The following is a 22,980-nucleotide window of genomic DNA, read 5'->3' on the forward strand; positions in this document are numbered from 1 at the left end:
GGCCTTCGTTCCAATAGATGGAACCATGGCCATCGTTCGCGCGAAACAATTTCCAAGCCTGTAACTTAAGTGGATCGGGGGAAAATCGAGATAGCGCGAAATGGAACCAGGCGAATGTCCGAGCACATCGAACATAAGACTGCCCGGTCGATCTGTGACGAGGTGGGTGACCGATTGCAGCAGGACTTAGCTCTCGAAGCCTCGCCTCTGCCGCCCTACTCGAACGCCTAGTTGATGAATTACGCAAGCAGGAGCGTCGTCTCATTGATGGCGTCGAAAGCTGGCGCTATCGCTGACTGTTTCTTTATCAGGCGATAGTCGCGGCCATGTGAGCGCGTAACGAACGCCGTCGCCGCTCTTAACCCGGCGGCGGCTTGTTCTGCTAATCTTATCGCTGAGTGCGGTTAATGTTGCGCCGGCAAATCAACTGATTACAGACCGAATAATTGATGCGGTGCATGAGTCTCTTCTTGGCCCGATTGAGACCTTCCCACCAGTACTGAAGACGTCCGCTCGCAAGGGCTGACCGGAAGTCTTGGCCGCAGGGCCAAACGACGCGATTGATCCAGAGAGGACATTGGCCTCTACCGCGGTCCAACGCTCCGGAGCCGACTTCCTGCCATGGCGCGAAACTGAGAATTTGCATAAGATTGATCCCCCTCCTTGTCCTGACCCACCCGAGGGAGCGAGATGCGAAAACGCGGTGGAAGCAAACAACAAGTCAAAGGTCGGCGCGCGAATAGGGCTCACAAAGTATCCATCGCCGCCGCATCCATCGCCGACCTACAGAATCAGGTAGGCGCTCTCGCTGGCGAACTGAAAGAGGCGCTTGAGCAGCAGTCGGCTACCGCGGAGATTCTCCGCCTGATCAGCGCCGTGCCGGCCGATCCGCAGCCGGTATTCGAGTTGATCGTGCGCCGCGCCGTCGCGCTTTGCGGCAGTTTGTTCGCGAACGTGTTCCGCTTTGATGGAGACCTCATCCATTTCGTCGCCAGTCACAACGTCGGGCCGAGCTACGTCGATATGCTTCGAGCGACGTACCCGATGCGGCCCGATCATTCTCAGGTATCCGGACGCGTACTGCTTAATCAATCAGTGGTCCGGCTCGCCGATGCGCTTGCCGATCCAGACTACGATCAGCGGTTTCCGCGCGCCATGGGTTGGCGTCGCATGCTGGGAATGCCTATAATGCGCGATCGCGATGTGCTCGGCGTCATCGTGGTGGGTTGGGCCGAGGCCGGACCTGTCGCTAAGGCCCAGGAGGATCTTCTGAAGACCTTCGCCGACCAGGCGGTAATCGCGATCGAGAATGCCAGGCTGTTGAACGAACTACGCGAGCGCAACGAGGAGATCGCCGGCTGGAACCGCGATCTGAAAGCGCGGGTCAAGGAGCAGGTTGAGGAGCTGGGCCGCGTTGGGCGGCTGAAGCGGTTCCTTGCGCCACAGCTTGCCGAAATGATCGTCTCGCAGGGCAATGAAAAGATCCTGGAGAGTCATCGCCGTGAGATCGTTGTCGTATTCTGCGATCTTCGCGGCTACACCGCCTTCACCGAGACCGCCGAGCCCGAGGAAGTTTTGGATTTCCTGCGCGAGTATCACGGCGAGCTGGGGCGTCTAATCAGCCAGTTCGAGGGGACGCTCGACCAATTCTCGGGCGATGGGATCATGGTGTTCTTCAACGATCCCGTGCCTGTCCCCAACCCGGCCGAACGTGCGGTCAAGATGGCCGTCGCGATGCGCGAGGCTGTGTCGACCCTGATCGCCGCGTGGCGCGAGCGAGGTCGCGAGTTGGGCTTTGGTGCTGGCATCGCCCAGGGTTACGCGACCTTGGGCCAGATCGGATATTCCGAGCGCTCCGGATACACTGCGATAGGCACAGTGTGCAATGTCGCGGCACGGCTCTGCGGCGAGGCCAAGGACGGCCAAATTCTGCTCAGTAAGCGCGTAAACGTGGCGCTCAACGGAAGCGTAGCGACTGAACAAATTGGCGCTCTCGCATTGAAGGGTCTCACCCAGCCGGTCGTCACCTACAATGTTCCGCTCACCGCTAGTCAACCGACTCTCCGCGTTATAGACGGAGGTAATCACTAGACAGCCAGTCAGCGAATAGAGTCCGGTTGTGTGAAGGGTTTCGGATGCCGGCCGCTTGAGGAACGGCGCCGCGTATTCGGCGGCCAGCGTCCGAAAGCCTCCAAGGGAGGCAGACGAACGCGAGGATAGCCATGATGTCCGCTGTTGGGACGATTGTGTTGCAAAAGTCGATTTTCGCCGATGACCAAAATTCCGCGGGCCGCGGGCGCGACTTTCGTGTACAAGATGTGAGGGACCTCACGGCCTCACGCAAATTCACAGGCGACTTCGGTAACGCGATTGAGGTCATGCGACTGAGCAATCGCTCGCTGCTTAGTGTTTTCGCGAGAAATCTTGAGCCCAGCAACTTTCGACTTTTGCAACAGTATCGGGACTAGAGCCGACTGCTGCCGTCGTGCTGCGACTTCCAAGCAGGAGCTGCGGTTGTCCGCGCCGGCCCGCCTTGCCGGCTCCCCCATGGCTCCCCGACCCCATCCATATTCCAATCAATGTAAGCTACTTGAGGCGATTGTCACTTCGATCCTAACCTTCACAGGGTGGAGCTCTCTTAGGGAGAATGTTGTTGTCCCGCCCGGAGGCAATGACGGCGTCCTGCGCCGGTTGAGGCTCTCCGCGCCCATTACATCCTCCAATTCCGGTCATGGCTCTTTCCTGTTGGGCAAACGTCCCATCGCATTCGGCCGCAAGTGGCATTACACTCTTGAAACCAAGGTTGCTGCTGCGACGTTGTTTCTTGAAATTGTGGTATTCCTGCGAGGCAGGAAGGGCTACTCCTGATCTCCGACTGGCAACGGCAATGTCCTCATCCGATGGTGCAAATGAATCTAGTGACGCAGCCCGCCGACGACGCCGAAGGAGCAACACCTTACTACTGGTCTTGGCGATAGGATTTCTTGTTTTTGGCGCTGCAGCGGGCGCACTGTATTATGCGTTGCAGCCGGTAACTCTTCGGATTGCCGTCGGACCGCCGGGAAGCGACGATCACAAAGTGATTCAGGCCACGGCCGGGGCCTTCGCCAGCGAAAGCAGAACAGTCAGGCTGTCTCTGATCACGACCGACGGCGCGGTCGAAGCCCTCGCCCTGCTTGGTGCTGGCAAGGCCGATCTTGCGGTCGGTCGTGGCGATCTGGAGATGCCGACCGACGCGCAGAGCGTCGCCATCGTGCGTAAGAACTTCGTTGTGCTATGGGCGCCTTCCGGACTTGCGGACAAGAGCTCCAAGAAAAAGCCGGCGCCGAAAATCCAGGAGATCGCCGATCTCGCAGGGCACAGGGTTGGCGTGATTGGCCTGACGCCGGCGAACGTCGCGTTGATGCGGGTCATTCTGAGCGCCTCCGGCGTGGAGGCAGATAAGGTCGTAGAAACGCAATTTGGCACGGACCAAATCGAGGAGCTGGCGCGCGACCCAACTCTCGATGCATTCATGGCGGTCGGTCCGCTCGATAGCAAAATCACCTCCGACGCCATCGCCGCAACGGCCCGGTCGCGAGGCGAGCCGAAGTTTCTCGCGATCGAGGCATCGGAAGCCATCGCCCTGAAGCAACCGCGCTATGAATCTGAGGAAGTTCCACCCAGCATCTTCAATGCGAATCCGGCCTGGCCGGATGACAAGGTCGAGACGATCAGCGTCAGCCACCTGATCATGGCGCGGAAGGCTTTGTCTGAAACGACGGCTGCGGCTTTTTTTCGGCAGCTATTCGCTGTTCGTCAGGCGATTGCTAGGGAGGTGCCTGGCGCTGCGCACATCACCAAGCCGGACACCGAAAAAGACGCCGAGCTGCCGGTCCATCGAGGAGCGGCAGCAGTGATCGACGGCACCGAACGCACCTTCCTCGACAGGTATGGCGATTACTTTTGGTTTGCGCTTCTGTCATTGTCCGGGATTGGTTCGGCTGGTGCCTGGTTACGTCACTATTTGAATCGGGATGAAAGGGACGAAAACACCAGCCATCGCAACAGAATCCTGGCCATGGTTTCCAGGGTCCGTACCGCGGAATCCAACCAGAGACTCCTGGCTATGCAACGCGAGGTCGACGCCATCATATGTGAAACGCTCGAATGTTACGATGACGGCGCCATCGAGGAAGAGGAACTATCGGCCTTTGGCCTGGTGCTCGAACTATTCAATCACGCCATCGTCGAGAGGCGCGCGGCGTTGCAAGCGATCACACTCGAACCGGCTCGCGGCCACAACCTCACGTCACGATAACGTAGTGGTGTGCCAAAGACATGGAGACGCTAACAGAGCTGAGACTCATTTTCATCAAAATACAGAGACCGCGCTGCAAGCAGCGGGGTTTTAGTGCACCACATGCGTGGCATCCGCCCGCTTAGAATGGCGCTAGCGACCCCTTCTGCTCGGACCACTTCTCGTCACTGGCCCGGCTCCCATGAATGTCGCTCAGCTGCTTGCATCGTTGAAAAAGCTCAACCATCGTCACGTTATGAATAGTGACGTCAGCCCGTCGGCCCCACCGCTCAAGCGCCCAAAGCAGTTGATATTTCCGTAAGCGTTGCCTTTTCCGCGTCACTTACTTGAACCCCACCGATTCCGAACAGACCACCGCCCTCGCTGGCCGCTTCAGCGGTGGCCTGACTGATCTGACGAAGCCAAGCTTTAAACGCAGCTGCATCCCCTGGGGCCTTAGCATCGAGCAGCCCTGCGACTTGCCGTAGCGAGTCGATGGCTTTGACCTTGAGGTCTGATGGCTGACTAGCCGCAAACTTTGCTTTTAAACCGTCTCGCGCCGCGCTCCGTCCCTCGCTATTAGAAAAATCGGTGACTACGGCCTTTACCAGAGCGTTGGTGTCGGCGCCGGCTATCGCTTTGGTCAACGCACTGCCTCCAGCGAACGATTCCTTGAGGAGTCCCCAAAGTCCGCTTGGATCAGCGGCCGTGACAGCCATACCAGCTATCATGGGGCTCTCCAGCAGCAACGTCCATTCTTCCTTGGTAAAATTCGTCTTGTCAGCCAATGCGTCCTCCATAAGTTAGTGCAGGATTACTCTTGACCTGCCGCCTATCTTGATTACGCGCACATCTATAACCGCGACGAATGATTTTGCAGTTTTCGGGAAGCTAGCGATCATTTTCCTTGCTTTGCCCAGCCGCCGTCGTCGCTAATGGCGCATAACGACGACGCGACAATCTCCATGGAAGCACAAAAAGCAGCCGCACCGAAGTCGGCAACGAGGTGATGGCTGCATCTTACGCTGTTCCTTTGGGCACCTAATTCAATCAGCTCCTTCGAGTGCTTTCCTAACAGGGCGATCCGCTTCGCGGCTATTTTCGGGCTGCGCGCTTGCTTTGACCCCGTTTACGTTTGCTCATCTTACGCTCCGGAGGATGGAATGGATTGGGATCACGGCCGCCCATTTGGAAGGACAACAGGCCGTGCGGGTTAACGTTCCAAGCTGCAGGCTATGGAGGTTCCCGTGCGACTGTCCTTTTCCAGACTGATTTCTGGCCAGATGGTCTATGCCTGCAGCGCTACTTATGGCCAACGCTTACGGCGGCGTCGTGTTCGCTTACGGCTCCGGCCCGATAGCCGTTTTGCATTTTTCGCTATGTGCTGTCGGTATCGATGAACTATCTCGCCGCGGTTGCACCAGCTGCTAGACTTGCTGTAGCTTCGATAGTCGCCTTTATCTTTTCGCTGACCATTAAATTAGCTTCGCGCCGCGCGCTTCTACCGCCTAGCATCAGCTTCATCATCCGAAGCGCAATTACTCCGCTTGCTTCGGCTGCCAGCAACATCAAAGGATTGAACATACGGTGCGCTCCACCTGTGACAAGGTGAACGGTCACGTACTGTTCCGTGCGTGACTATCTGGTTCCTAGGGAAGGTATACGGTGGAACGAAAGCCGACCGTCGCACTTGGTTCGAGCGACCGGGTGTTGCTATCCCCCCGTAGCGCATCCGATGAAAAGACGGCCCCAGTCGCTGCCCCGCCGCTGGGGCCGTTTTCCAATATGACAAGCTAGGCTCGCCGTAACGCGGTAGAAGCGTGAACCCTTGATCAGACGTGAGAGCACCCATTTTCAGCGGGAGGCCGAAATGTCAAAAGCCAGTGATTGGGAAGGCCCACAGGATATGGGCGGCAAGCATGGTGGCCAGGCTGGCATGTCGAAGCCTGATCGAAGCGCGGCGCAGCAAGGCATCGTGTTAGATGAGAAAGGGCAGGAACAGCCAACAGACAAAACCCGGGCGCAGCATAGCCGAAAAGACCGAGGCAACGACCCACCTGGTGATCCGAGGCAATCGTAGAGACATAAGAAGCCGAGTTCGTTCCCTTCGGCAGCGGCAAAGAAAATAATCACGGCATCGCTGGCGACATTCTCAGCAACATCCCGACCTGATCAATATGTCGAAGATTCGCCTCCCGCTATTAGATCTGCACCGACGGGTTTTGGCAGAAATCCGGCGGATGCCCGGTTGTCATAATGTTCAAGAAATTGCCATCAACCGCGTTACGGAAGGTGCTGACTTCAACTGGTCCACATGTGTACTCTCTTCAGGCAGCGCCGATGCCAATACTGCGGCCCGCGCGGCGATTCACGTCCAGAGCGTTTTACGCCGAGACTATGATCTCCTCACTGATTGATCGGCCAAAGTATTGGCGGGTGGTCAGCATTCGTTCCTGCCGGCACCGCACGAACTTCTTGGACATACTATCCTGGATGGATCAATGGGCCCAATTGGGAAACAGCCAGCTCCGCCACGCGTCATTTTTTACTTAGGCACCCGCAGTCGTGGCCCATGTGCGCGCGCGCCAGTTTCCCCTGATCCGCCCTTGAAGAATCGCCTCGCACACGGCAGCGGTAGCTAACGCAAATACTGCGATTTTCCATAACCTTGATGAGACGGCTCTGGCGCGGGGCTGGGGCTAATGTGCCAGAGCCGTCTCACAAGACGCTCTCTCTAGAGAGCAGAATCATCGTGCGCGAACAAAGCGGCAAATCCGGTGTGAGCCGACTAGCCTCCTAGGATAGAGAAAGGCCCGGCGCGGCATGGATCGGCCGACACATCTTCCTCCGATGGAGGCGTCGTTGCTCTACAGCGAGTCATCGAGCGCTCGACTTGGAACCTGCTTCTTCGTAACAGCCGCCTGCAGCAACGGCGCTGCCGATCAAAATCTGTAGCGGCAAATCACATCGGCGGTGGTTCATCGAACTCATTCTCTTTCTTCTGCGATGCGTTGATCACGCATTCGAGAGCGCGACGTGATCGCCAAGCTACCTCTCGACTTAAAAATCCACGACGTCTGAAGGATTTCTGAAGGCCCGCTCCAAGCACGTGTGTTCCGTAGCCCGTATACGATCGCACATTAGAACGGGCAAAGCCGAGCCCAGCACAGGTTAGAGAGCGGCTTTAACAGGTAGGAGAATGCAAAATGACGAACGCGACAAACCCAATCGTGAACAACGGTGTTAACGTCGATGCGTTGATGGGTGCCCGCAAAGCACTTGAGCAGGCGCCAGAGGCTGCTCAGTTCAAGTGGCGCGCGAGCTGCGAATGGGTCAATGGTACGCACAGCCGCTCCGCTATAGGCGGTTTCTTTGGACTCGGAGCCGAACAGTCCCGCAGCAAGATGTTCACTGTCGAAGCTGACCATCCTGAACTCTTCGCCGCCGAAGACAAGGCTCCGACCCCGGTAGAGCTCGTTCTCTCCGGGCTTGCCAGCTGCCTCACGGCTGGCGTTGCCGCCGTCGCTCAGCGGCGCGGCATACAGCTCCGCTCGGTAAAGGCGTCGCTCGAGGCGGATATGGATATCCAGGGCATTCTCGGCATCGACGACGAGGTGCGCAACGGCTTTGGCAGTATCCGTGTTCACTTCGACATTCGCGCTGATGCGAATGAGGACGACATTAAGGCGCTGGTTGCCCAATCGCAGAAGCGATCGGCCGTATTCGACATCGTCACTAATCCGACGAACGTCTTCGTCAGCGTCAACTGAAGGTAAAGCAGGAAAAGGAGCGAGTGTTGTGAAGTTTGCGACCGCCATCATTATCGGCGCCGGCCAATCTGGATTGGCCATGAGCTGGCATCTTACAGCCCGCTCGATCGACCACGTGGTCCTCGAGCGCGGCGAGGTGGCTAACTCATGGTCGACGGAGCGGTGGGACTCGCTTCGCCTCCTAACGCCCAACTGGCAGACGCGTCTGCCGGCATATGCCTACACCGGCGATGATCCCGATGGTTTTATGACGATGCCGGAGGTCGTCCGCTTCCTGCAGCGATATGCCAACCTTTTGGGCGCTCCGATCAGGACGGGAACGCGCGTCACGCAAGTCAGGCAGAAGGATGGTGGTTTCGAGGTCGAAACCAACCACGGGCCGTGGCGCTGCCGCAAGCTCGTGATAGCGACCGGAGCTTGCAATCTTGCCTCGATCCCATCGGCCAGCGCCGGTTTGCCGGTGAAGGTGGCCAGCCTCACACCGTTGCAGTACAGGAATCCCGCTGTCCTGCCGGACGGCGGCGTGATGATCGTCGGTGCATCGGCGAGTGGTATTCAGCTCGCCCGGGAAATCAATGCGGCCGGCCGCCGGGTGGTGCTTTGCGTCGGAGAACACGTCCGGATGCCGCGGACCTACCGCGGACGGGATATCCAATGGTGGATGGACGCCATTGGCGCCATGGATCTTCGCTACGACACCATCATCGAGGACATTGGAAGGGCGCGACGGTTGCCGTCGCTTCAGCTCATCGGAACGCCGGAGCGCGTGACGGTCGATCTTAACAGTCTGCGCAAAGCAGGCGTCGAGCTCGTGGGCCGCCTGGTCGGTCTTTGCGATGGCAAGGCACAGTTTTCAGGATCGCTCGCCAACCATTGCGCGCTTGCGGATCTGAAAATGAATCGGCTTCTCGCCAGCATAGATGACTGGGTCAACGCGTCTGGAACAGCGCAGCAATTTCTCGAACCGCATCGTTACGAGCCAACGGCTGTCGATTCCGAAGCCACGCTCGGCTTGGATCTGGTCGGTGCCGGAATTGGATCGGTGATTTGGGCGACAGGCTATCGCCCCGACTACTCCTGGCTGGCCGCCCCAGTGTTCGATCGCAAGGGGCGCATCCAACACGAAGGCGGGGTCGTTGCCGCGCCCGGGATGTACGTTATGGGTCTGCCATTCATGCGGCGACGCAAATCATCTTTCATTGACGGAGCCGGCGATGATGCCGCGGATCTTGCTGCTCACTTAATTCACAACCTCGATCGTGCTGCCGCTTGAGAGAATTGTCATGAACGGTCTCCACAATCTTGACTCGCATTATGATGTGATTGTTGTCGGTGCTCGCTGTGCAGGTGCTGCTACGGCATTTCTTTTGGCGCGGTCAGGTGCAAAGGTCCTCCTGATCGATCGGCAGCAATGCGGCTCTGATACGATGTCGACGCACGCGCTGATGCGATCTGCGGTTCTGCAGCTCAATCGGTGGGGATTAATTCCGCGCCTCGCAGCCGTGGGGACGCCGGCGATTCGATCGACCACGTTCCATTACGGCGACGAGGGGTCCAAGTAGACATTAAGCCAGAACATGGCGTCGATAGCCTGCTGGCGCCACGACGCACGACGCTGGATCCGTTGCTCGTCGATGCGGCGCGTGAAGCGGGTGCGGTAGTTCGCCACGGCGTCGCTCTTTCTGAACTGCGATTTGCATCGAGCGGCCGAGTCATTGGTGTTTCGCTGAGGGATGGCAGCGGTGCGTGCATGACCGTCGGATCAGATATCGTTGTTGGTGCGGACGGTCGCCAGTCGACCGTCGCGCAACTCGTCAATGCGGAAATCTCGGCCGAAGGCTCCAATGCTTCGGGCATCGTATTTGGCTATTTTGCAGATCTGAAGGGCGAAGGTCTGCATTGGCATTTCGCAAAGAACGTCGCGGCGGGAGTGATTCCGACGAACTCAGGGCACTGTGTCTTCGCAGCAGTTCCGGCTTCGCAATTCGTCAGCACGTTTCGCCGCGACGCGATGGGCGGTTTTCTCAAGGTTCTCGCGTCAAACTCTCCCGAGCTGCGCGCCAATGTTGAGAGAGCGACACTGATCGACCGCCTGCGGAGCTTTGGGGGTGCCAAGAGCTACCTCAGACATTGTCACGGAGCAGGGTGGGCCCTCGTCGGTGATGCCGGCTATTTCAAGGATCCCCTGACGGCGCACGGCATCACTGACGCCCTTCGCGATGCGCAACTGTTGTCACGAGGAATCGTCGAGGGTGGTGCCCGCGGATTGGAGATCTATCAACGCGAACGCGACGCACTGTCTTTCCCGCTGATGCGTACCACTGATGCAATCGCCTCGTTCTCATGGGACTTTGATGAGGTCAAGCAACTTCATGCTGACCTGAGTGCAGCAATGAAGACCGAGGCCAATCACATTGCGAACTCGTGCCAACCCGCCTCTCTAGCAGCATAGGAGAACACGAAGATGACGATAGCTTCACCATGGACCCGAACGCTGGCTGGTCGGCCTGTGCTGGGCCGGCGCGCGGAAAGAAGTCGTACGACCACCATGCGCGATGTGGAAATGTTTACCGAGATGACAGGCGACAAGAATCCCATTCATTACGATGTCGAGCTGGCAACAAACTCACCCTTCGGCGGGCTTATCGTCCAAGGCGGGGTCACGACGGGTCTGATGAATGCCGTTGTCGCTGAGGATTTGCCGGGACCGGGCACGGTGTTTCTTGAAACGAACTGGCGTTTCGTTAAGGCAGTTCGCGTCGGCGAGACCATTACTGCGAGCGTAAAGGTCGAGGACGTTCGGGATGATAAACCGATCTGCAAGCTCGAGACCATTGTCCGGAACGCCAGCGGAGAGCCATGTATCGTTGGTACCGCTACAACCTATACCATGCCGCTCTCACCAGCGACCGGTTAGGAGCAAGCCAGCGCGTAATGGTTGACGCGCCTACCGGACCATCACTGCGTTACTGGCATGCTTTTTAGGTTGTCGCTGGCACCGCAGTTATAGTGGGCTCGGTGCTAGCGATGACGACCCTCATTCCTCGCTGATAAGACATCTCGTTCATTTGATCTTTCGGTTGCCATTCCATGCCCAAGATGCGGACAATAGGCTTAACGGGTCTGGCGATGGTTGCATTCGCGGCAAATTCGGTACTCTGCAGGGTTGCTTTGTCCGAGACCGCGATCGATCCCGCTACTTTTACTATTGTGCGGCTTGCGTCAGGCACGGGCGTGCTTTCGCTTATTCTGTTGGTCACCCAGAAGGTCAAAAAGGCCGGGGGATCCTGGCCCGCATCTGTGGCGTTATTCGCTTATGCGGCAGCATTTTCGTTTGCATATGTCTCCGTTCCTGCCGGAGCTGGAGCGCTTTTGTTGTTTGGGGCGGTTCAGGCGACAATGGTCACCTATGGGCTCCTCCGCGGTGAGCGGTTGTCCACCTTACAGTGGCTCGGCTTGGCGATTGCCATCGCAGGGCTGGCCGTGCTCGTTGCTCCTGGTGCGTCAGCGCCATCTCTGAAGGGCGCGTGCCTTATGCTGATCGCTGGCTTTGCATGGGGAGTCTACTCCTTGCTTGGTCGTGGCACCGCGGATCCCCTTGCTGCGACGGCCGGCAATTTCCTGCGTTCTTTACCAATTGCAGCTTGTCTTTCTTTAAGCGCCGTAGTGTTCGACACGAACCTCAGCGCTACTGGGATTGTCTGCGCAATCCTTTCTGGCGCAATCGCGTCCGGGCTCGGATATACAATCTGGTACGCCGCTCTCCCGGAGCTGACCACCGCGCAAAGCGGGTCTGTACAGTTGAGCGTTCCGGTTATTACTGCGCTGGGGGCCACTTTGGTGCTTGGAGAGGTCATCACCTTTCGACTGTCTGCATCTTCGCTCGCGATCCTTGGCGGAATTGCACTGGTCATAGGCAGTCGAGAACGCGTGCTCCGGACCGGTTGATTGTGGACGGAAGTCCGTCTAGTACCAGCACGGCAAGCTTGGCCTGCCCCCTCTGAAATGGCGCGGGGTAAGGCCGCCTTACGTCCCCGAGCGCTCCCCCATCGGAAGACTGTTGAGCTTAATTAAGGCGAAATCCAAGCATGTTCGGCGCGGGACCTAACCTTGAGAAGGTTGAGCTCACCGAATCCTCGAATTCCAGCGAGATTAGCTTTGAGCTGCAAAGGACGTCCAAAACGGACATCGCCGACGCTGTGTCAACCTCGCCGGTCGATTAGCCCGCCCACGCGCCCAGAGCTTGCGAGGCAATTTGCACCGCTGCTGACAATCCACTGTTGAGGTGATCTTCTTCGACGGTAAGACTGATCACGCATCCGAATTGGCAGGGAGGTCAACGATGGTGTGGGCCAATTTGTCAGCGCAATACACTTCTATTCTGACCCGAGTCGTAAATTATGGTACAGAGCACTACTCCGAGCGGACCGCCCGGCGGCTTCGGCAGACCAATGCCTTCAATGGCATTGTCGTCGTCTTGTACGCGGTGTTCGCTTCGTTCTATGCGGCGCTGGATTGGCGGGCGCTGCAGCCGTTGGTGCTCGCCATCGTGCTGACGATGCCGCTGTTCGTAATCCCGCCCTTGCTCCATCGCCTGAACGACTATGCGGCGATCGTGTCGATAGCTGCAATTAACGGCGTGACCCTTCTGCTTTTCGCCTACATCGTCGGTACTACCGCCGGCATACACTTTTTCCTGTTTGCAGCACCTGCCGCGATCGTCTTCTTCGGTCCTCAACACGTGCGGATCGCGGCGTTCACCAGCCTATGCGTCTTGATCCTGTTTCTGTTCGTCGAACTGTATTTCCCCTCGCAGACGTCGATCGCGCCTGCTTCGCAAGTCGTGCTGAGGATGATGAGGATTGCGTGCGCGAGTGCTGTTACGGCCCTTATCTTTGTCGCAGTATATTTTGCCATCCGCATGGCCGAGAATGCAGAAGCCGCCTTAGAACGTGAATTCGCTCGATCGGAAAACCTTCTTCTGAATTTGATGCCAAACTCAATTGCAATGCGGCTGAAGAATAATCCAAATGAGATCATCGCCGATCACTTTGACGAGGTGACGATCCTGTTCGCCGACATCGTTGGGTTTACCCCTCGCGCCAGCCAGTTTCCGCCCCGCGACGTCGTAAAATATCTCAATCGGGTATTCTCCCGGTTCGATCGGCTGGCCGAAAAATACCGCCTTGAAAAGGTCAAGACCATCGGCGACGCGTACATGGTCGCCGGCGGCATGCCGGACCCGCGAGTTGGGCACGCGGCGGACGTTGCCAACATGGCACTCGAAATGCTGGAAGTAACAATTGGGTTGAGCGCCGAGCTAAAAGACGAGTTGACCGTGCGTGTTGGCATTCACACCGGTCCAGCCGTGGCCGGGGTAATCGGCACTCGGAAGCTATTCTATGATGTGTGGGGCGACACCGTGAACACTGCTTCCCGAATGGAGTCACATGGCACTGCTGGCAAGATTCAGGTGACCGAAGACGCGAAGCGAGTGTTGGGCGACGCGTTTCAATTCGAAAGCCGCGGCGCGGTCGAAATCAAGGGAAAAGGCGCAATGGAACTCTACTACCTCACAGGACGGCGAAGCTGATCTTATGGCTCTTTGACGACCGCCATTGGCCGATAGGTGGACACAAGAGCTAAGCCTGGGAATGTTTTGCTCTTACGCTGCAAGAAGCCGGAGCCGCCCGTGTCTCAGTTGGTTCAATTTGTGACTTCGTTGGGCGCGCGCCAGACGTGTGCTTCACCTTCAACATCGGACATCCCATGGAAGGCTGCGCCGGCTGTCGCGTTTTATCTTGGGTCCGTTCACGAGAGTAATTCGGTTCGAAGTCGGAGCGACCTGGTCTGCTAGGCGGCGCAGGTGCAAGATCTAAGGATTTATGTGCCTGACAGCGACTCGCAACTTTGAACTGCTGCTTGCCAGCTGCGGGATATCCTCTTCAACGCGCGTTCAGCGCGACCCTGACCTATGCAGGGTTGAGGTCGCCGCACCAATTCGGCCGTGTTTGCCGCTTTTTGACTTTCAAAGTGTCTTTCGGGGAGCGTCAGGGGAGTACGGGCGACCGAGGTTGTCGGTACGTCAGGTGTTGAAGCGAGAGCGCACATTGACGGCTCATGTGAGGACTTCGGCTTTTGACCTTGGCTGTGTAAAAAAGGCGAAAGTCGAAGCATGGCTAGAATTACATTTTTCAATTCGTTTTCTAAGTTGAATGCGCTTGCTAGTTTGATCGACAAGACGGTCACAAACGAATGACTTCTTCTCTCGCCGTCAAGCTTCCTGGCGTTTTCACACACAGCCAAGACCCATAAGCGACATCGATGACTAACCATACCGGTGCGAACTTGGAAGATCTGCTACTTGCGCGGCATCGGCCTGCTTGCGGCTTCTGGCGGCGCTGCGGAGACCGCAAAAGTTACCCAGGTGCTCCACGTCGAAGCCCGGTTCTCGACCTCGACGTCCTTGTAGCCTTTGATGTTGAGGTACCCTTGGTAGCCGTCCGACATCGGAATGATGAAGCCGACTTGGGGGCCAATCCCGATCGCGCGCCCCCGGAACCCACCCAGCGTGGCGCCCGGTCCGGAGTCGTCGGTGAGCTGCTGGTAGAAGTAGCCGGCAATGCCGATCTGGAAATTTTTGCTCAGGAACTGCGAAGCCGCCCAGTCGACGTGAAAGTCGATGCCGTTCTGATATTGCAGGTACGGGTTCATCAGATTGTAGGTGACGCCGGCGACCGCCGAGAATTCGTGCCCGGTCTTGGGGTCGAAATACGTGTAGCCGCCGCCGAACCCATGCGACGAAGCCCAGATTGAGGTTGGCGAGCCGGTTCGGGTCGTAGGTGCCGCTCGGAATGTTGCTGGTAATGTAGACCATCTCGCTGTGGACGCCCTGGTTCCATTTGAGCGCACCTTGATAGTAGACGTCCGACAGCGTCGTCCGGTTGTCGGTCAAAGCGCCGGAGATGGCGTTCCCGCGCGGCCCGGTCAGCGTCGCATCCACTCCGAGGCCGACATTACCAGGGGCGGTGACGATCCCGAAAGATGCCTGGCCCCCGAGGACGGGCGTCGGAGAGACGTAGGTAATTCCCAGCGCGAGGGCGTCGCCATGTGCGTTGAGGCCGGCGACGACGGAGCCGCGGACGCCGTTGCTGGTGACGAAGTTCTGCGCGGCCCCGGCGTTGGCCTGCAGGTGCAGATAGATCGAGGCGTACGCCCAGCCGGGCACGGTCGGCGTCGCGGCAAGGCTGCCGAATATGCCGGGCAGCCAAAATCCGACACCGCCCGCATCAGCCCAAGCCTGCGTGGGCATTGAGGCGACCGCCAACCCGAGCAGTCCGAGCGCCCTATAGGAAACCTTGCTGTTCATCGTGCTCACCTGTTCAGAACGGGACGACGTAATTCAGGATCGCGATCTGCCGCAGCAGCACGCGGCGGATGACGTGGCTGACCTTGACGCGGTCGGTAAAGACGGCGGCACTACCCGTGGCGCCCGCCGGCAGCCGCGCCGCGAACGCGCCATCGTCGAGATCGACGTTCACGACGAAGGGAACGGTTGCGATCTCCTTCGGGTTCGCGGCCAGACCGGAGACTTGGGTCTGCCCGGTCGCGACGGCCTGCAGCAGGCTTTCGACCTTGCCCGTCGCGATCCGGCCCGGCGCCGGAATTCACCTATGAGATCAGGAACAAGAACACCATCCTGATCCTGCAGATTACGCCGAAGCGATTCACCGAGGTCATCTGGAACACCCGATATTTCACCTTGGTCATGCCGGGAAACCTGCCTTCCCTCTAAGCGGCCGAATCGTGGTTCGCGAAATCACCAACCAAGAAGTGGAGGAAACCGGAGCTACTTGCCAATCGGGCGACGAATAAACGGATGCTGTATCGCAAGCACCCGCGTGACAGGCCGACAATCCTCAATGTCTATCCCACGTTCATAGCTTAAGGGTTGGGATTTTTCTGAGTTCTCGCAGCATCGCGTCGGGAGGAAATTCGCCGTAAGTATCCGCCACCGTTTTTCGGCCATGCCCGGTCATCGCATCAAGGATATCAACTGCAAGCCCATTGCGACGGCCCAACGTCTTAATGCGATGACGCCACGAATGGTTTGGAGCGAGCCGCTTGTCGACGACACCAATCGACTTGATCCATCTGCCCAATATTTTTGACCCGTTACCGCCGGGGCGACCGAACCGATCTCGCGCAAGATCTGGAAATATTGGTCCCTTGCCCGCAGATGCCACAAATTTCAGAAATCCTTCGTCGATCAACGCCGGGTGTACGGGAAGAACACGCTCGGAGTTCACGTTTTTCAACGAGCCGGCTTCGGCGGCGAAGGCGATGCACCAGATGTCGTCGATCTGCTTAACATCCTCCGAGCGCAACTGGCAGACCTCCGCAATGCGCGCACCAGTATAGGCGCATACCCAGGGGACCCATCGCTTGTGGGCCTCCCTTTCTGTGCGAGCCGCCCTCAGTATGACCCTGGCTTCGTCGTCCGTATATCCCCGTCTCTTCTCCGAAGGCCGGCTCTTCAAATCGATGCTGATGCGAGCCGCGGGATTCATGTCGAGTTTTCGGTTATCAACCGCCCATTGAAAAATGGCTCGCACCGGAGCCAGCTTGCTATCGCGAATAGTCTTGGCAGCGAGCTGCTTGGCGAGGAGTTCTTCCTTCCACTTCACAAGGTCATCCGCGGTAACCCGGCGTGCGTCGTCATGGCCCAAGACTCTCGACAGCTCGCTCATTACACCCCGCCACGAGTATTCTGTTTTCTTGTTTGCCTTCTTCTCAAGAAGCCAGCCCTCAATCATCCTTTCGAAAGTCAGTGGCGCAGCCGGGGCCCGAGGCTGTAGCAGCTCAAATCCACCGACGCGCACCTCTTGCTCGCCACGCAAATAGGCTTCGTGATTTTGAACGACCCGTTGGACCTCAATAGTGACTGCGCGAGCCAACCTCTCGCGATCTTCGGCAGGTGGGGACAAGCCCTTTCCTTCGAAATACTGGTCGACGAGCCCATAACAGACGCTCTGTTGATCAAACCGCGTTTGATCAACTGGGGGCAGTGGTTGGGTGACGTCCACGTAGAGCTCGCCCTTGCGCGCACTCCAAAGGATTGCTCCGATTTCCACGTTCCATTGCAGCTGCTGATAGGGGTCTGCTTCAACTTGGCGCCAAAGATGCTCGCCAATTGCGGCTGCGTGTCGCGCAATTTCGTCAGAAGACAACGGGCGTTGGCCACTCCGCAAATTGGACCAGCGTTCCTCGACTTCTGCGAGCTTCAGCGCATGTAGCCGCTTCGCCTCGCTGGGATCCCGCGTCCCCAAACTAAAGCGTTCCTCGCGCTTCCCGATCAGGTTGCGGAGATCATCCGGAACACGTTTCCGGAACCAGTAGTAGCCGCTGTCGGGATGCTTCCAGGGTCGCGTCATCGAAAGGGTCACGTGTACCACCCGTGTGTACCAATCCGGGCGGCAAAAGCCTATGCCAATCAATGACCTGTTGATTTTATTGGATTTCTGTGTGTGCTGGCGGAGAGGGAGGGATTCGAACCCCCGATAGGCTTGCACCTATGCCGCATTTCGAGTGCGGTGCATTCAACCACTCTGCCACCTCTCCAGGCGCCAAGACGGGCCAGATTCGGCCCTGTGGTCGGGGCGTGTTCTAGGCGAGGATGGCGGGCCAGACAAGGCGCGGGGCCAAGAAATCCGTGCCGGCCCTGGGAAACAAAAAAGGAGCCCAAAATGGAGCATTTGACGGTTCAGGCCAATGGCGCGGCGCTTCACGTCGCCCGCATGGGCGCCGGGCGACCGCTGCTGTTGCTGCATGGCTGGCCCGAATTCTGGCTGACCTGGGAGCCGGTGATGACGCGTCTCGCCGACCGCTTCGCCCTGCATGCACCCGACCTGCGCGGCTTCGGCGACAGCGACAAGCCCGAGGGGCCCTTCGGACCCGACCAGCAGGCCGCCGACATGCTGGCATTGATGGATGCGCTTGGCCTCGCGCAGGCCGGCATTATCGGTCACGATGTCGGCGGTGCATTGATGCAGTCGCTGGCGCGGCTGGCGCAGGAGCGCATCGCCGGCCTGTTCTTTTTCGATTTTGTCTATCCCGGAATCGGGCCCCGCATGGCGGAGCCGGAGCGGCTCAACAACATCTGGTATCAATCCTTTCACCAGATGGAGATGGCGCCTGCCCTCATCGGCGCGAGCCGCGAAAGCTGCCGGCTCTATATTGGGCATTTTCTCAAAGCGTGGTCGCATCGCAAGCACGTCTTTGACGATCAACTCGAGGCCTTCACCGACAATTTCCTTAAAGCGGGAAACCTTGCCGGTGGCTTCGCGCATTACCGCGCAGCCCATGCTGGCCGGGTCAGGATGATGAAGGGTGAAGCGCCGGCGTTAACGCCGATCGGCGTGCCGACCTGTGTTCGCTGGGCCGAGCATGATCCGCTGTTTCCCTATGAATGGACCGACCGTCTTGGCGAGACCTTTACAAATCTCGATCTCGCGATGTTTCCGGGTGTCGGCCACTTCCCCCATCGCGAGGATCCCGATCGCGCAGCAGCGGAGATCGCGGCGTTCTTTACGCGTATCGGCTGGAGCTGAAGAAAATGGGTGGGACCGTCAGACGCGACAAAAACTGACGGTCCCGTGCCGCTGCTTTGAAATTCTGGCCGGGAAGTGCGGCTTCGCCGGTCAGCGGAGCGACGCGGGGGACGGTAGCAAGGCGCGGCGAAACGGCAACGCGAAGTGGATCTTAACCTAACCAGTCAACCTTACTACCCGCGCAAAACGTTAATCCAAGTGCTAATCTTTGCCCTTCTTGGCCTTTTTCTCGTCCTTGCCGTTGTCTTTCCGCCGGTTGGTGAAGCGCGCATTGCCGAGGCCGGTGCCGATGGTCAGCACGCCCCAGTGCTCGACGTCCTGCATGAAGGGCACTTCCGAAAGGCCCTGCACCACGCCGTCATTGTGCATCAGCACGGCGGTGTCGTGATCGCCGATCTGCGGGATCGCTTCCACCAGGCTGGCCGGCAGGTTGAACTTGCTGCTCTCCCAATTGCCCGGCAGGTTCTGCGCTCCCTTCTCGATCGAGCCGTCCGCGTCGATCACACCGGGACAGGCGATGCCGATGAAAGGCGCAAGCTTCAAGCCGTCGGTCTCGGCCGCCGTGATCAGGTCCTTCAGCATCTTGACCAGCCGCTTCACCGCGCCTTCGCGCGTCGGCTCGTCGTCGGCGTGCCGCCACAACTCGGACTTCCACACCCCGGCCTTGGAAAGATCGGGCGCCTTCTTCCAGCGCGTATCCACGACGCCGCAACGGATGTTGGTGCCGCCGATATCGACCGCGAGAATGCTGTCATGGCCCTCGAAAATCCACGACGGCGCCAGATGCAGCGTGCCAAGCAGGCCGGCGTCATCGGGATGAAAGCGGATCGGCACCAGATCGACGTCGAAGTCTTCGGCCTTGAGGATGATGTCGGTGCGGGCGATGGCGAGCTCGCCGACCCGGCTCTGCCGAAAGCCGCCGCCGACCACGATGCGCTCGGTATCGGCCCATGCCTTGGTCTTCAGGAACCGCCCCGTCACATAGGCCAATTCCTGGGCGAATTCTTCGATCGCACCGTGCACCAGGGCTGCGGCGCCGACGTCGTCTCCAATCAGAGCCAGATCGAGGTCGCCCTTGGGGATCTCGCCCGCAGATTTCTTCCCTAAGGGATCGTCGCCGTTTTTTTGCAGCGGCTTGCGCAAGCCGTCCAGTATCTTGCGGAAAGCCCCCTTGCTGGCGCGGTCGCCGAGAAAGCCTTCGTCGTCCTTCAGTTCGACGTTGAAGCTGTCGACCTCGACCGACGGCAGACGGGTGGCCCCGTGGCGGGCGATGCCCGTGGTTGTTATGATGTCTTCCGCCATTGCCCTCGCCCTGCCGAATCTTGCGGGCGACAACGGACGGGGAACCCTTTGGTTTCAAAGAGAGCGCGAATGGAAGGTGGCAAATGACCTCCCCTATTCGCTATTCGCCACTCGCATGCGCCTGTTTCGGCCCAAATCCTTCATTTTTGGCGGGTTTTCAGGGCGTTTCGCCTTGACTCCCGGCATTCTCAGGCTATAAGTCCCCGCATCCGGCGCGGGATTTCTCGCGCCGCTTGTTTTTGCGCGAAATCTCAAGGGGTTTGCTCCCCGGCCGCGCGAAAATCGTACCCATAACGACTGACCAAAAAGCCGACCCGGACAACCCTTTCGGGAATATGTCCGAGGCCGGGATCGAACACGAAGGAAAAAAAGATGTTCGCAGTCATCAAAACCGGCGGCCGGCAGTACCGCGTCGTTCCGGATGATGTGCTCGAGATAGGCAAGATCGCCGGCGACGTCGGCACGATCGTGCAGCTTGGTGAAGTTCTGGTGGTCGGCGGTGACACGCCGGTGCTGGGCACGCCGACGGTGGCAGGCGCTTCCGTCGCAGCCGAAGTGCTGGACCACAAGCGCGGCCCCAAGGTGATCGCGTTCAAGAAGCGTCGCCGCAAGAATTCGCGCCGCAAGCGCGGCTATCGCGACGAGATCACGGTGCTTCGCATCACCGAGATCCTGACCGATAGCAAGAAGCCTTCGATCGGCCCGCGGCCGAAGAAGGAAAAGGTCGCAGCTCCTGCCGCCGAGGGCGACGAAGCGCCGGCCAAGAAGAAGGCGCCCGCGAAAAAGGTTGCGGCGAAGCCTGCGGCAAAGAAGGCCCCGGCCAAGAAGGCCGCCGCGAAGGGCAAGAGCGAGAAGTAAGGCGCCTCTACGAAAAGTTGAGGCGTGAGAAAAAGTGAAATGATTCCGTCAAGGAATTGATCTAGAAATATTCGAGAAGTCGGAGACGAGCCATGGCTCACAAGAAAGCAGGCGGTTCATCGCGAAACGGTCGCGATTCAGCGGGCAAGCGCCTTGGCATCAAGGCGTACGGCGGCGAACGCGTGATTCCCGGCAACATCATCGCGCGTCAACGCGGCACCACCTGGCATCCCGGCCTTAATGTCGGCATGGGCACCGACCATACTCTCTTTGCCAAGGTCGAAGGTCATGTCGAGTTCCGTGCAAAAGCCAATGGTCGCACTTTCGTATCGGTAATTCCGATGACGGAGGCGGCCGAATAGACGGTGGACAAAATTCGAGTCCGCCGGGTCCTGTTGAACCGGCGGAGTCGAAAAGGGCTCCAGGGGAGGCGGGATACCGGCCTCCCCTTTTTAATTTGCGCATTTTCGCAATCAGGAGCCCGACATGTTGCAGGACATCCCGATCCAAGCCTCGCCCTTGCGTCAGGCGAGTAGCTGCGTCCTCGAGACCGAACGGCTGACGTTGCGTCGGCCGACGCTCGCGGACGTAAAAGCGATTGCGCATCTCGCCAATGATCGCCGCATTGCGGAAAATACCCGCCGCCTGCCGCATCCCTACCTGCAGGACCATGCGGTCGAGTTCGTGCGCGCCAAGGCCGCCGACAACAGCGAGACGGTGTTTCTGATCGAACAGAACTATTCGCCGATCGGCATGGTCGGCATCGACGGCAGCGAGCCGGACGCACCGGAGCTCGGCTACTGGCTCGGCGTCGCGCATTGGGGCCAGGGTTTCGGCACCGAAGCCGCGCGCGCGGTGATCGATTTCTTCTTCGAAGAATTCGATGCCGAGCACCTGATTTCCGGCGCCCGCGTCGCCAACCCGGCGTCGCGCAACATCCTGGAGAAATGCGGCTTCCAGTGGAGCGGCGTCGAACTGCACCGCTTCGAGGCGCTGGGATCCTCAACCCCGGTCGACCGCTTTCGCCTGACGCGCAGCGTGTGGACGTCGCTGAAGAACTGGGGAAGCTCGACGCGGAGATAGCGCTGAACTCTCCCCGTCATTGCGAGCCAACGGGTCGCGCGAATGCGCGCCCGATGACAGGCTCCGCGAAGCAATCCATCGGGCCGCAAGGAAAGAATGGATTGCTTCGTCGCTTTGCTCCTTTGCAATGACGGCGAGAGCGCGACTCATGCCGGCGGATTCACCACTGCTTCCTCGCGACCCAACTTCTGCTCGCGCAGGAAAATATAGAAGCCGGCGCCGATAATGATCGCCGCGCCGATCAGCGTCGAGATCGACGGCACGTCACCCCACACCACGAAGCCGAAAATCACGGCCCATACGATCATCGAATATTGATACGGCACCACGACGCTGGCCGGCGCCAGCTTCAGCGAACGGTTGATGCACAAGAGCGCAAAGACGGAAATCACGCCCGCCGCGGCAAACAGGCCGAGACTGCCAAGCGTCGGCGTCACCCAGCCGATCGGCGACATCAGCGCGCCGAGCAGAAAGGTGCCGCCGAACTGCGACGTCGTCAGCACGATATCCGGCGTGTCCCGCAGCGAGCGCGTGATCAGCATCAGGAACGCAAACGACAGGCTGCCGCCGAGCGCGATCATTGCGGGCCAGCTTACCGTCTGCGTCGACGGACGCAGCGCAATCAGCACGCCGCAGAACCCGATCAGGATCGCAGTCCAGCGCCGCCAGCCGACGCGCTCGCCGAGCACGATGCCTGACAACGCCGTGACGAAGATCGGCGAAGCCAGATAGTAGGTGATGACGTCGGCGAGCGGCAGATAGACGGTGGCGAGAAAGAAAGCCGCGACCTCGAGCGTCGAAAGCGTCACGCGCAGCAATTGAAGCCACGGCCGTTCGAGGCGCTTGAACTCGGCGCGCTGACTCCAGATCACCGGCAACAGCACGAGCAGCGCCGCGCAGGCGCGTAGCCACAACAACTGGCCGACCGAATAGGTCGCGACCATGAATTTTCCGAGCGCGTCGCCGAACGAGAACATGAAGATCGACAGTAGCATCAAGCCGATGCCGGCCAGCCGCGCCGAACGCTCGTCGTAGGTGGAAATTTTGGCGAACAGGCTCATGACGTTTCCTGTTTATT

Annotated in this window: 19 protein-coding genes, 1 tRNA gene and 2 pseudogenes; 14 read left to right on the forward strand and 8 right to left on the reverse strand. The window is 58.9% G+C overall.

Going from position 1 to position 22,980, the window contains the following annotated elements; all coding sequences use genetic code 11:
- The first annotated feature begins 690 nt into the window (after positions 1–690).
- Together ACH79_RS09400 and ACH79_RS09405 are read left to right on the forward strand one after the other, a co-directional pair.
- Positions 691–2,091: an adenylate/guanylate cyclase domain-containing protein gene (locus ACH79_RS09400; RefSeq protein ID WP_161850772.1), complete on the forward strand. Its 1,401-nt coding sequence runs from the start codon at positions 691–693 to the stop codon at positions 2,089–2,091.
- A 796-nt stretch (positions 2,092–2,887) separates the two neighbouring features.
- Positions 2,888–4,300 (forward strand): TAXI family TRAP transporter solute-binding subunit, encoded by a 1,413-nt coding sequence (locus ACH79_RS09405; protein WP_161850773.1) that lies wholly within the window; start codon positions 2,888–2,890, stop codon positions 4,298–4,300.
- A 269-nt stretch (positions 4,301–4,569) separates the two neighbouring features.
- Here the strand turns inward: ACH79_RS09405 and ACH79_RS09410 are convergent, their stop codons facing one another.
- Both ACH79_RS09410 and ACH79_RS09415 read right to left on the reverse strand, forming a co-directional pair.
- Positions 4,570–5,067, reverse strand: a complete 498-nt coding sequence (locus ACH79_RS09410; RefSeq protein ID WP_161850774.1) for a hypothetical protein — start codon at positions 5,065–5,067, stop codon at positions 4,570–4,572.
- Positions 5,068–5,680: 613 nt separating this feature from the next.
- Complete coding sequence (locus ACH79_RS09415) at positions 5,681–5,863, reverse strand: hypothetical protein (protein WP_246738486.1); 183 nt, start codon at positions 5,861–5,863, stop codon at positions 5,681–5,683.
- A gap of 286 nt (positions 5,864–6,149) precedes the next feature.
- Between ACH79_RS09415 and ACH79_RS42915 the strand changes: the two genes are divergently transcribed.
- The 8 genes from ACH79_RS42915 (at position 6,150) to ACH79_RS09450 (ending at position 13,642) form a co-directional block, all read left to right on the forward strand.
- Complete coding sequence (locus tag ACH79_RS42915) at positions 6,150–6,359, forward strand: hypothetical protein (protein WP_202639208.1); 210 nt, start codon at positions 6,150–6,152, stop codon at positions 6,357–6,359.
- A 1,126-nt stretch (positions 6,360–7,485) separates the two neighbouring features.
- Positions 7,486–8,049 carry an OsmC family protein gene (locus ACH79_RS09420; protein WP_161850775.1) on the forward strand — a complete coding sequence of 188 codons (564 nt, stop codon included), beginning with the start codon at positions 7,486–7,488 and terminating at the stop codon, positions 8,047–8,049.
- A 28-nt stretch (positions 8,050–8,077) separates the two neighbouring features.
- A complete protein-coding gene (locus tag ACH79_RS09425) occupies positions 8,078–9,322 on the forward strand; it encodes an FAD-dependent oxidoreductase (protein ID WP_246738487.1) in 1,245 nt (414 codons plus the stop codon).
- Between the two features lie 10 nt (positions 9,323–9,332).
- Positions 9,333–9,611: an NAD(P)/FAD-dependent oxidoreductase gene (locus ACH79_RS44725; protein WP_161850777.1), complete on the forward strand. Its 279-nt coding sequence runs from the start codon at positions 9,333–9,335 to the stop codon at positions 9,609–9,611.
- The gene (locus ACH79_RS09435; protein ID WP_161850778.1) at positions 9,524–10,501 is read left to right on the forward strand and encodes an NAD(P)/FAD-dependent oxidoreductase; all 978 of its coding nucleotides are present in this window, start codon (positions 9,524–9,526) and stop codon (positions 10,499–10,501) included. The genes ACH79_RS44725 and ACH79_RS09435 overlap by 88 nt, the downstream gene beginning before the upstream one ends.
- 12 nt (positions 10,502–10,513) lie before the next feature.
- Positions 10,514–10,966 carry a MaoC family dehydratase gene (locus ACH79_RS09440; protein WP_161850779.1) on the forward strand — a complete coding sequence of 151 codons (453 nt, stop codon included), beginning with the start codon at positions 10,514–10,516 and terminating at the stop codon, positions 10,964–10,966.
- 254 nt (positions 10,967–11,220) lie between these two features.
- Positions 11,221–11,997, forward strand: coding sequence for a DMT family transporter (locus ACH79_RS09445; protein WP_246738488.1), 777 nt, complete (start codon positions 11,221–11,223; stop codon positions 11,995–11,997).
- Between the two features lie 394 nt (positions 11,998–12,391).
- Positions 12,392–13,642: an adenylate/guanylate cyclase domain-containing protein gene (locus tag ACH79_RS09450; RefSeq protein WP_161850781.1), complete on the forward strand. Its 1,251-nt coding sequence runs from the start codon at positions 12,392–12,394 to the stop codon at positions 13,640–13,642.
- A 767-nt stretch (positions 13,643–14,409) separates the two neighbouring features.
- On the opposite strand, the pseudogene ACH79_RS09455 reads toward ACH79_RS09450, so the two are convergent.
- From ACH79_RS09455 to ACH79_RS09470, 4 genes and pseudogenes are all read right to left on the reverse strand, one after another.
- A pseudogene (locus tag ACH79_RS09455) lies at positions 14,410–15,418 on the reverse strand (transporter).
- Positions 15,419–15,431: 13 nt separating this feature from the next.
- A pseudogene (locus tag ACH79_RS09460) lies at positions 15,432–15,710 on the reverse strand (efflux transporter periplasmic adaptor subunit); the annotation flags it as partial.
- A gap of 276 nt (positions 15,711–15,986) precedes the next feature.
- Positions 15,987–17,495, reverse strand: a complete 1,509-nt coding sequence (locus tag ACH79_RS09465) for a site-specific integrase (protein WP_161850782.1) — start codon at positions 17,493–17,495, stop codon at positions 15,987–15,989.
- A gap of 85 nt (positions 17,496–17,580) precedes the next feature.
- Positions 17,581–17,670 (reverse strand) — tRNA-Ser (locus tag ACH79_RS09470).
- A gap of 125 nt (positions 17,671–17,795) precedes the next feature.
- On the opposite strand from ACH79_RS09470, the gene ACH79_RS09475 reads away from it, so the two are divergent.
- On the forward strand, positions 17,796–18,659 hold the full coding sequence (locus ACH79_RS09475) for an alpha/beta fold hydrolase (protein ID WP_161850783.1): 864 nt from the start codon (positions 17,796–17,798) through the stop codon (positions 18,657–18,659).
- A 201-nt stretch (positions 18,660–18,860) separates the two neighbouring features.
- Here the strand turns inward: ACH79_RS09475 and ACH79_RS09480 are convergent, their stop codons facing one another.
- A complete protein-coding gene (locus ACH79_RS09480; protein ID WP_161850784.1) occupies positions 18,861–19,961 on the reverse strand; it encodes an ROK family protein in 1,101 nt (366 codons plus the stop codon).
- Positions 19,962–20,333: 372 nt separating this feature from the next.
- On the opposite strand from ACH79_RS09480, the gene rplU reads away from it, so the two are divergent.
- The 3 genes from rplU (at position 20,334) to ACH79_RS09495 (ending at position 21,902) form a co-directional block, all read left to right on the forward strand.
- Positions 20,334–20,819, forward strand: coding sequence for a 50S ribosomal protein L21 (gene rplU, locus ACH79_RS09485; protein ID WP_161850785.1), 486 nt, complete (start codon positions 20,334–20,336; stop codon positions 20,817–20,819).
- A gap of 92 nt (positions 20,820–20,911) precedes the next feature.
- Positions 20,912–21,181: a 50S ribosomal protein L27 gene (gene rpmA, locus ACH79_RS09490; protein ID WP_161850786.1), complete on the forward strand. Its 270-nt coding sequence runs from the start codon at positions 20,912–20,914 to the stop codon at positions 21,179–21,181.
- Positions 21,182–21,305: 124 nt separating this feature from the next.
- Positions 21,306–21,902: a GNAT family N-acetyltransferase gene (locus ACH79_RS09495; protein ID WP_161850787.1), complete on the forward strand. Its 597-nt coding sequence runs from the start codon at positions 21,306–21,308 to the stop codon at positions 21,900–21,902.
- Positions 21,903–22,048: 146 nt separating this feature from the next.
- On the opposite strand, the gene ACH79_RS09500 is transcribed toward ACH79_RS09495, so the two are convergent.
- Positions 22,049–22,963, reverse strand: a complete 915-nt coding sequence (locus ACH79_RS09500) for a DMT family transporter (RefSeq protein ID WP_161850788.1) — start codon at positions 22,961–22,963, stop codon at positions 22,049–22,051.
- Between the last annotated feature and the right edge of the window lie 17 nt (positions 22,964–22,980).

The sequence above is a fragment of the Bradyrhizobium sp. CCBAU 051011 genome, from assembly GCF_009930815.1.
Taxonomy (GTDB): Bacteria; Pseudomonadota; Alphaproteobacteria; order Rhizobiales; family Xanthobacteraceae; genus Bradyrhizobium.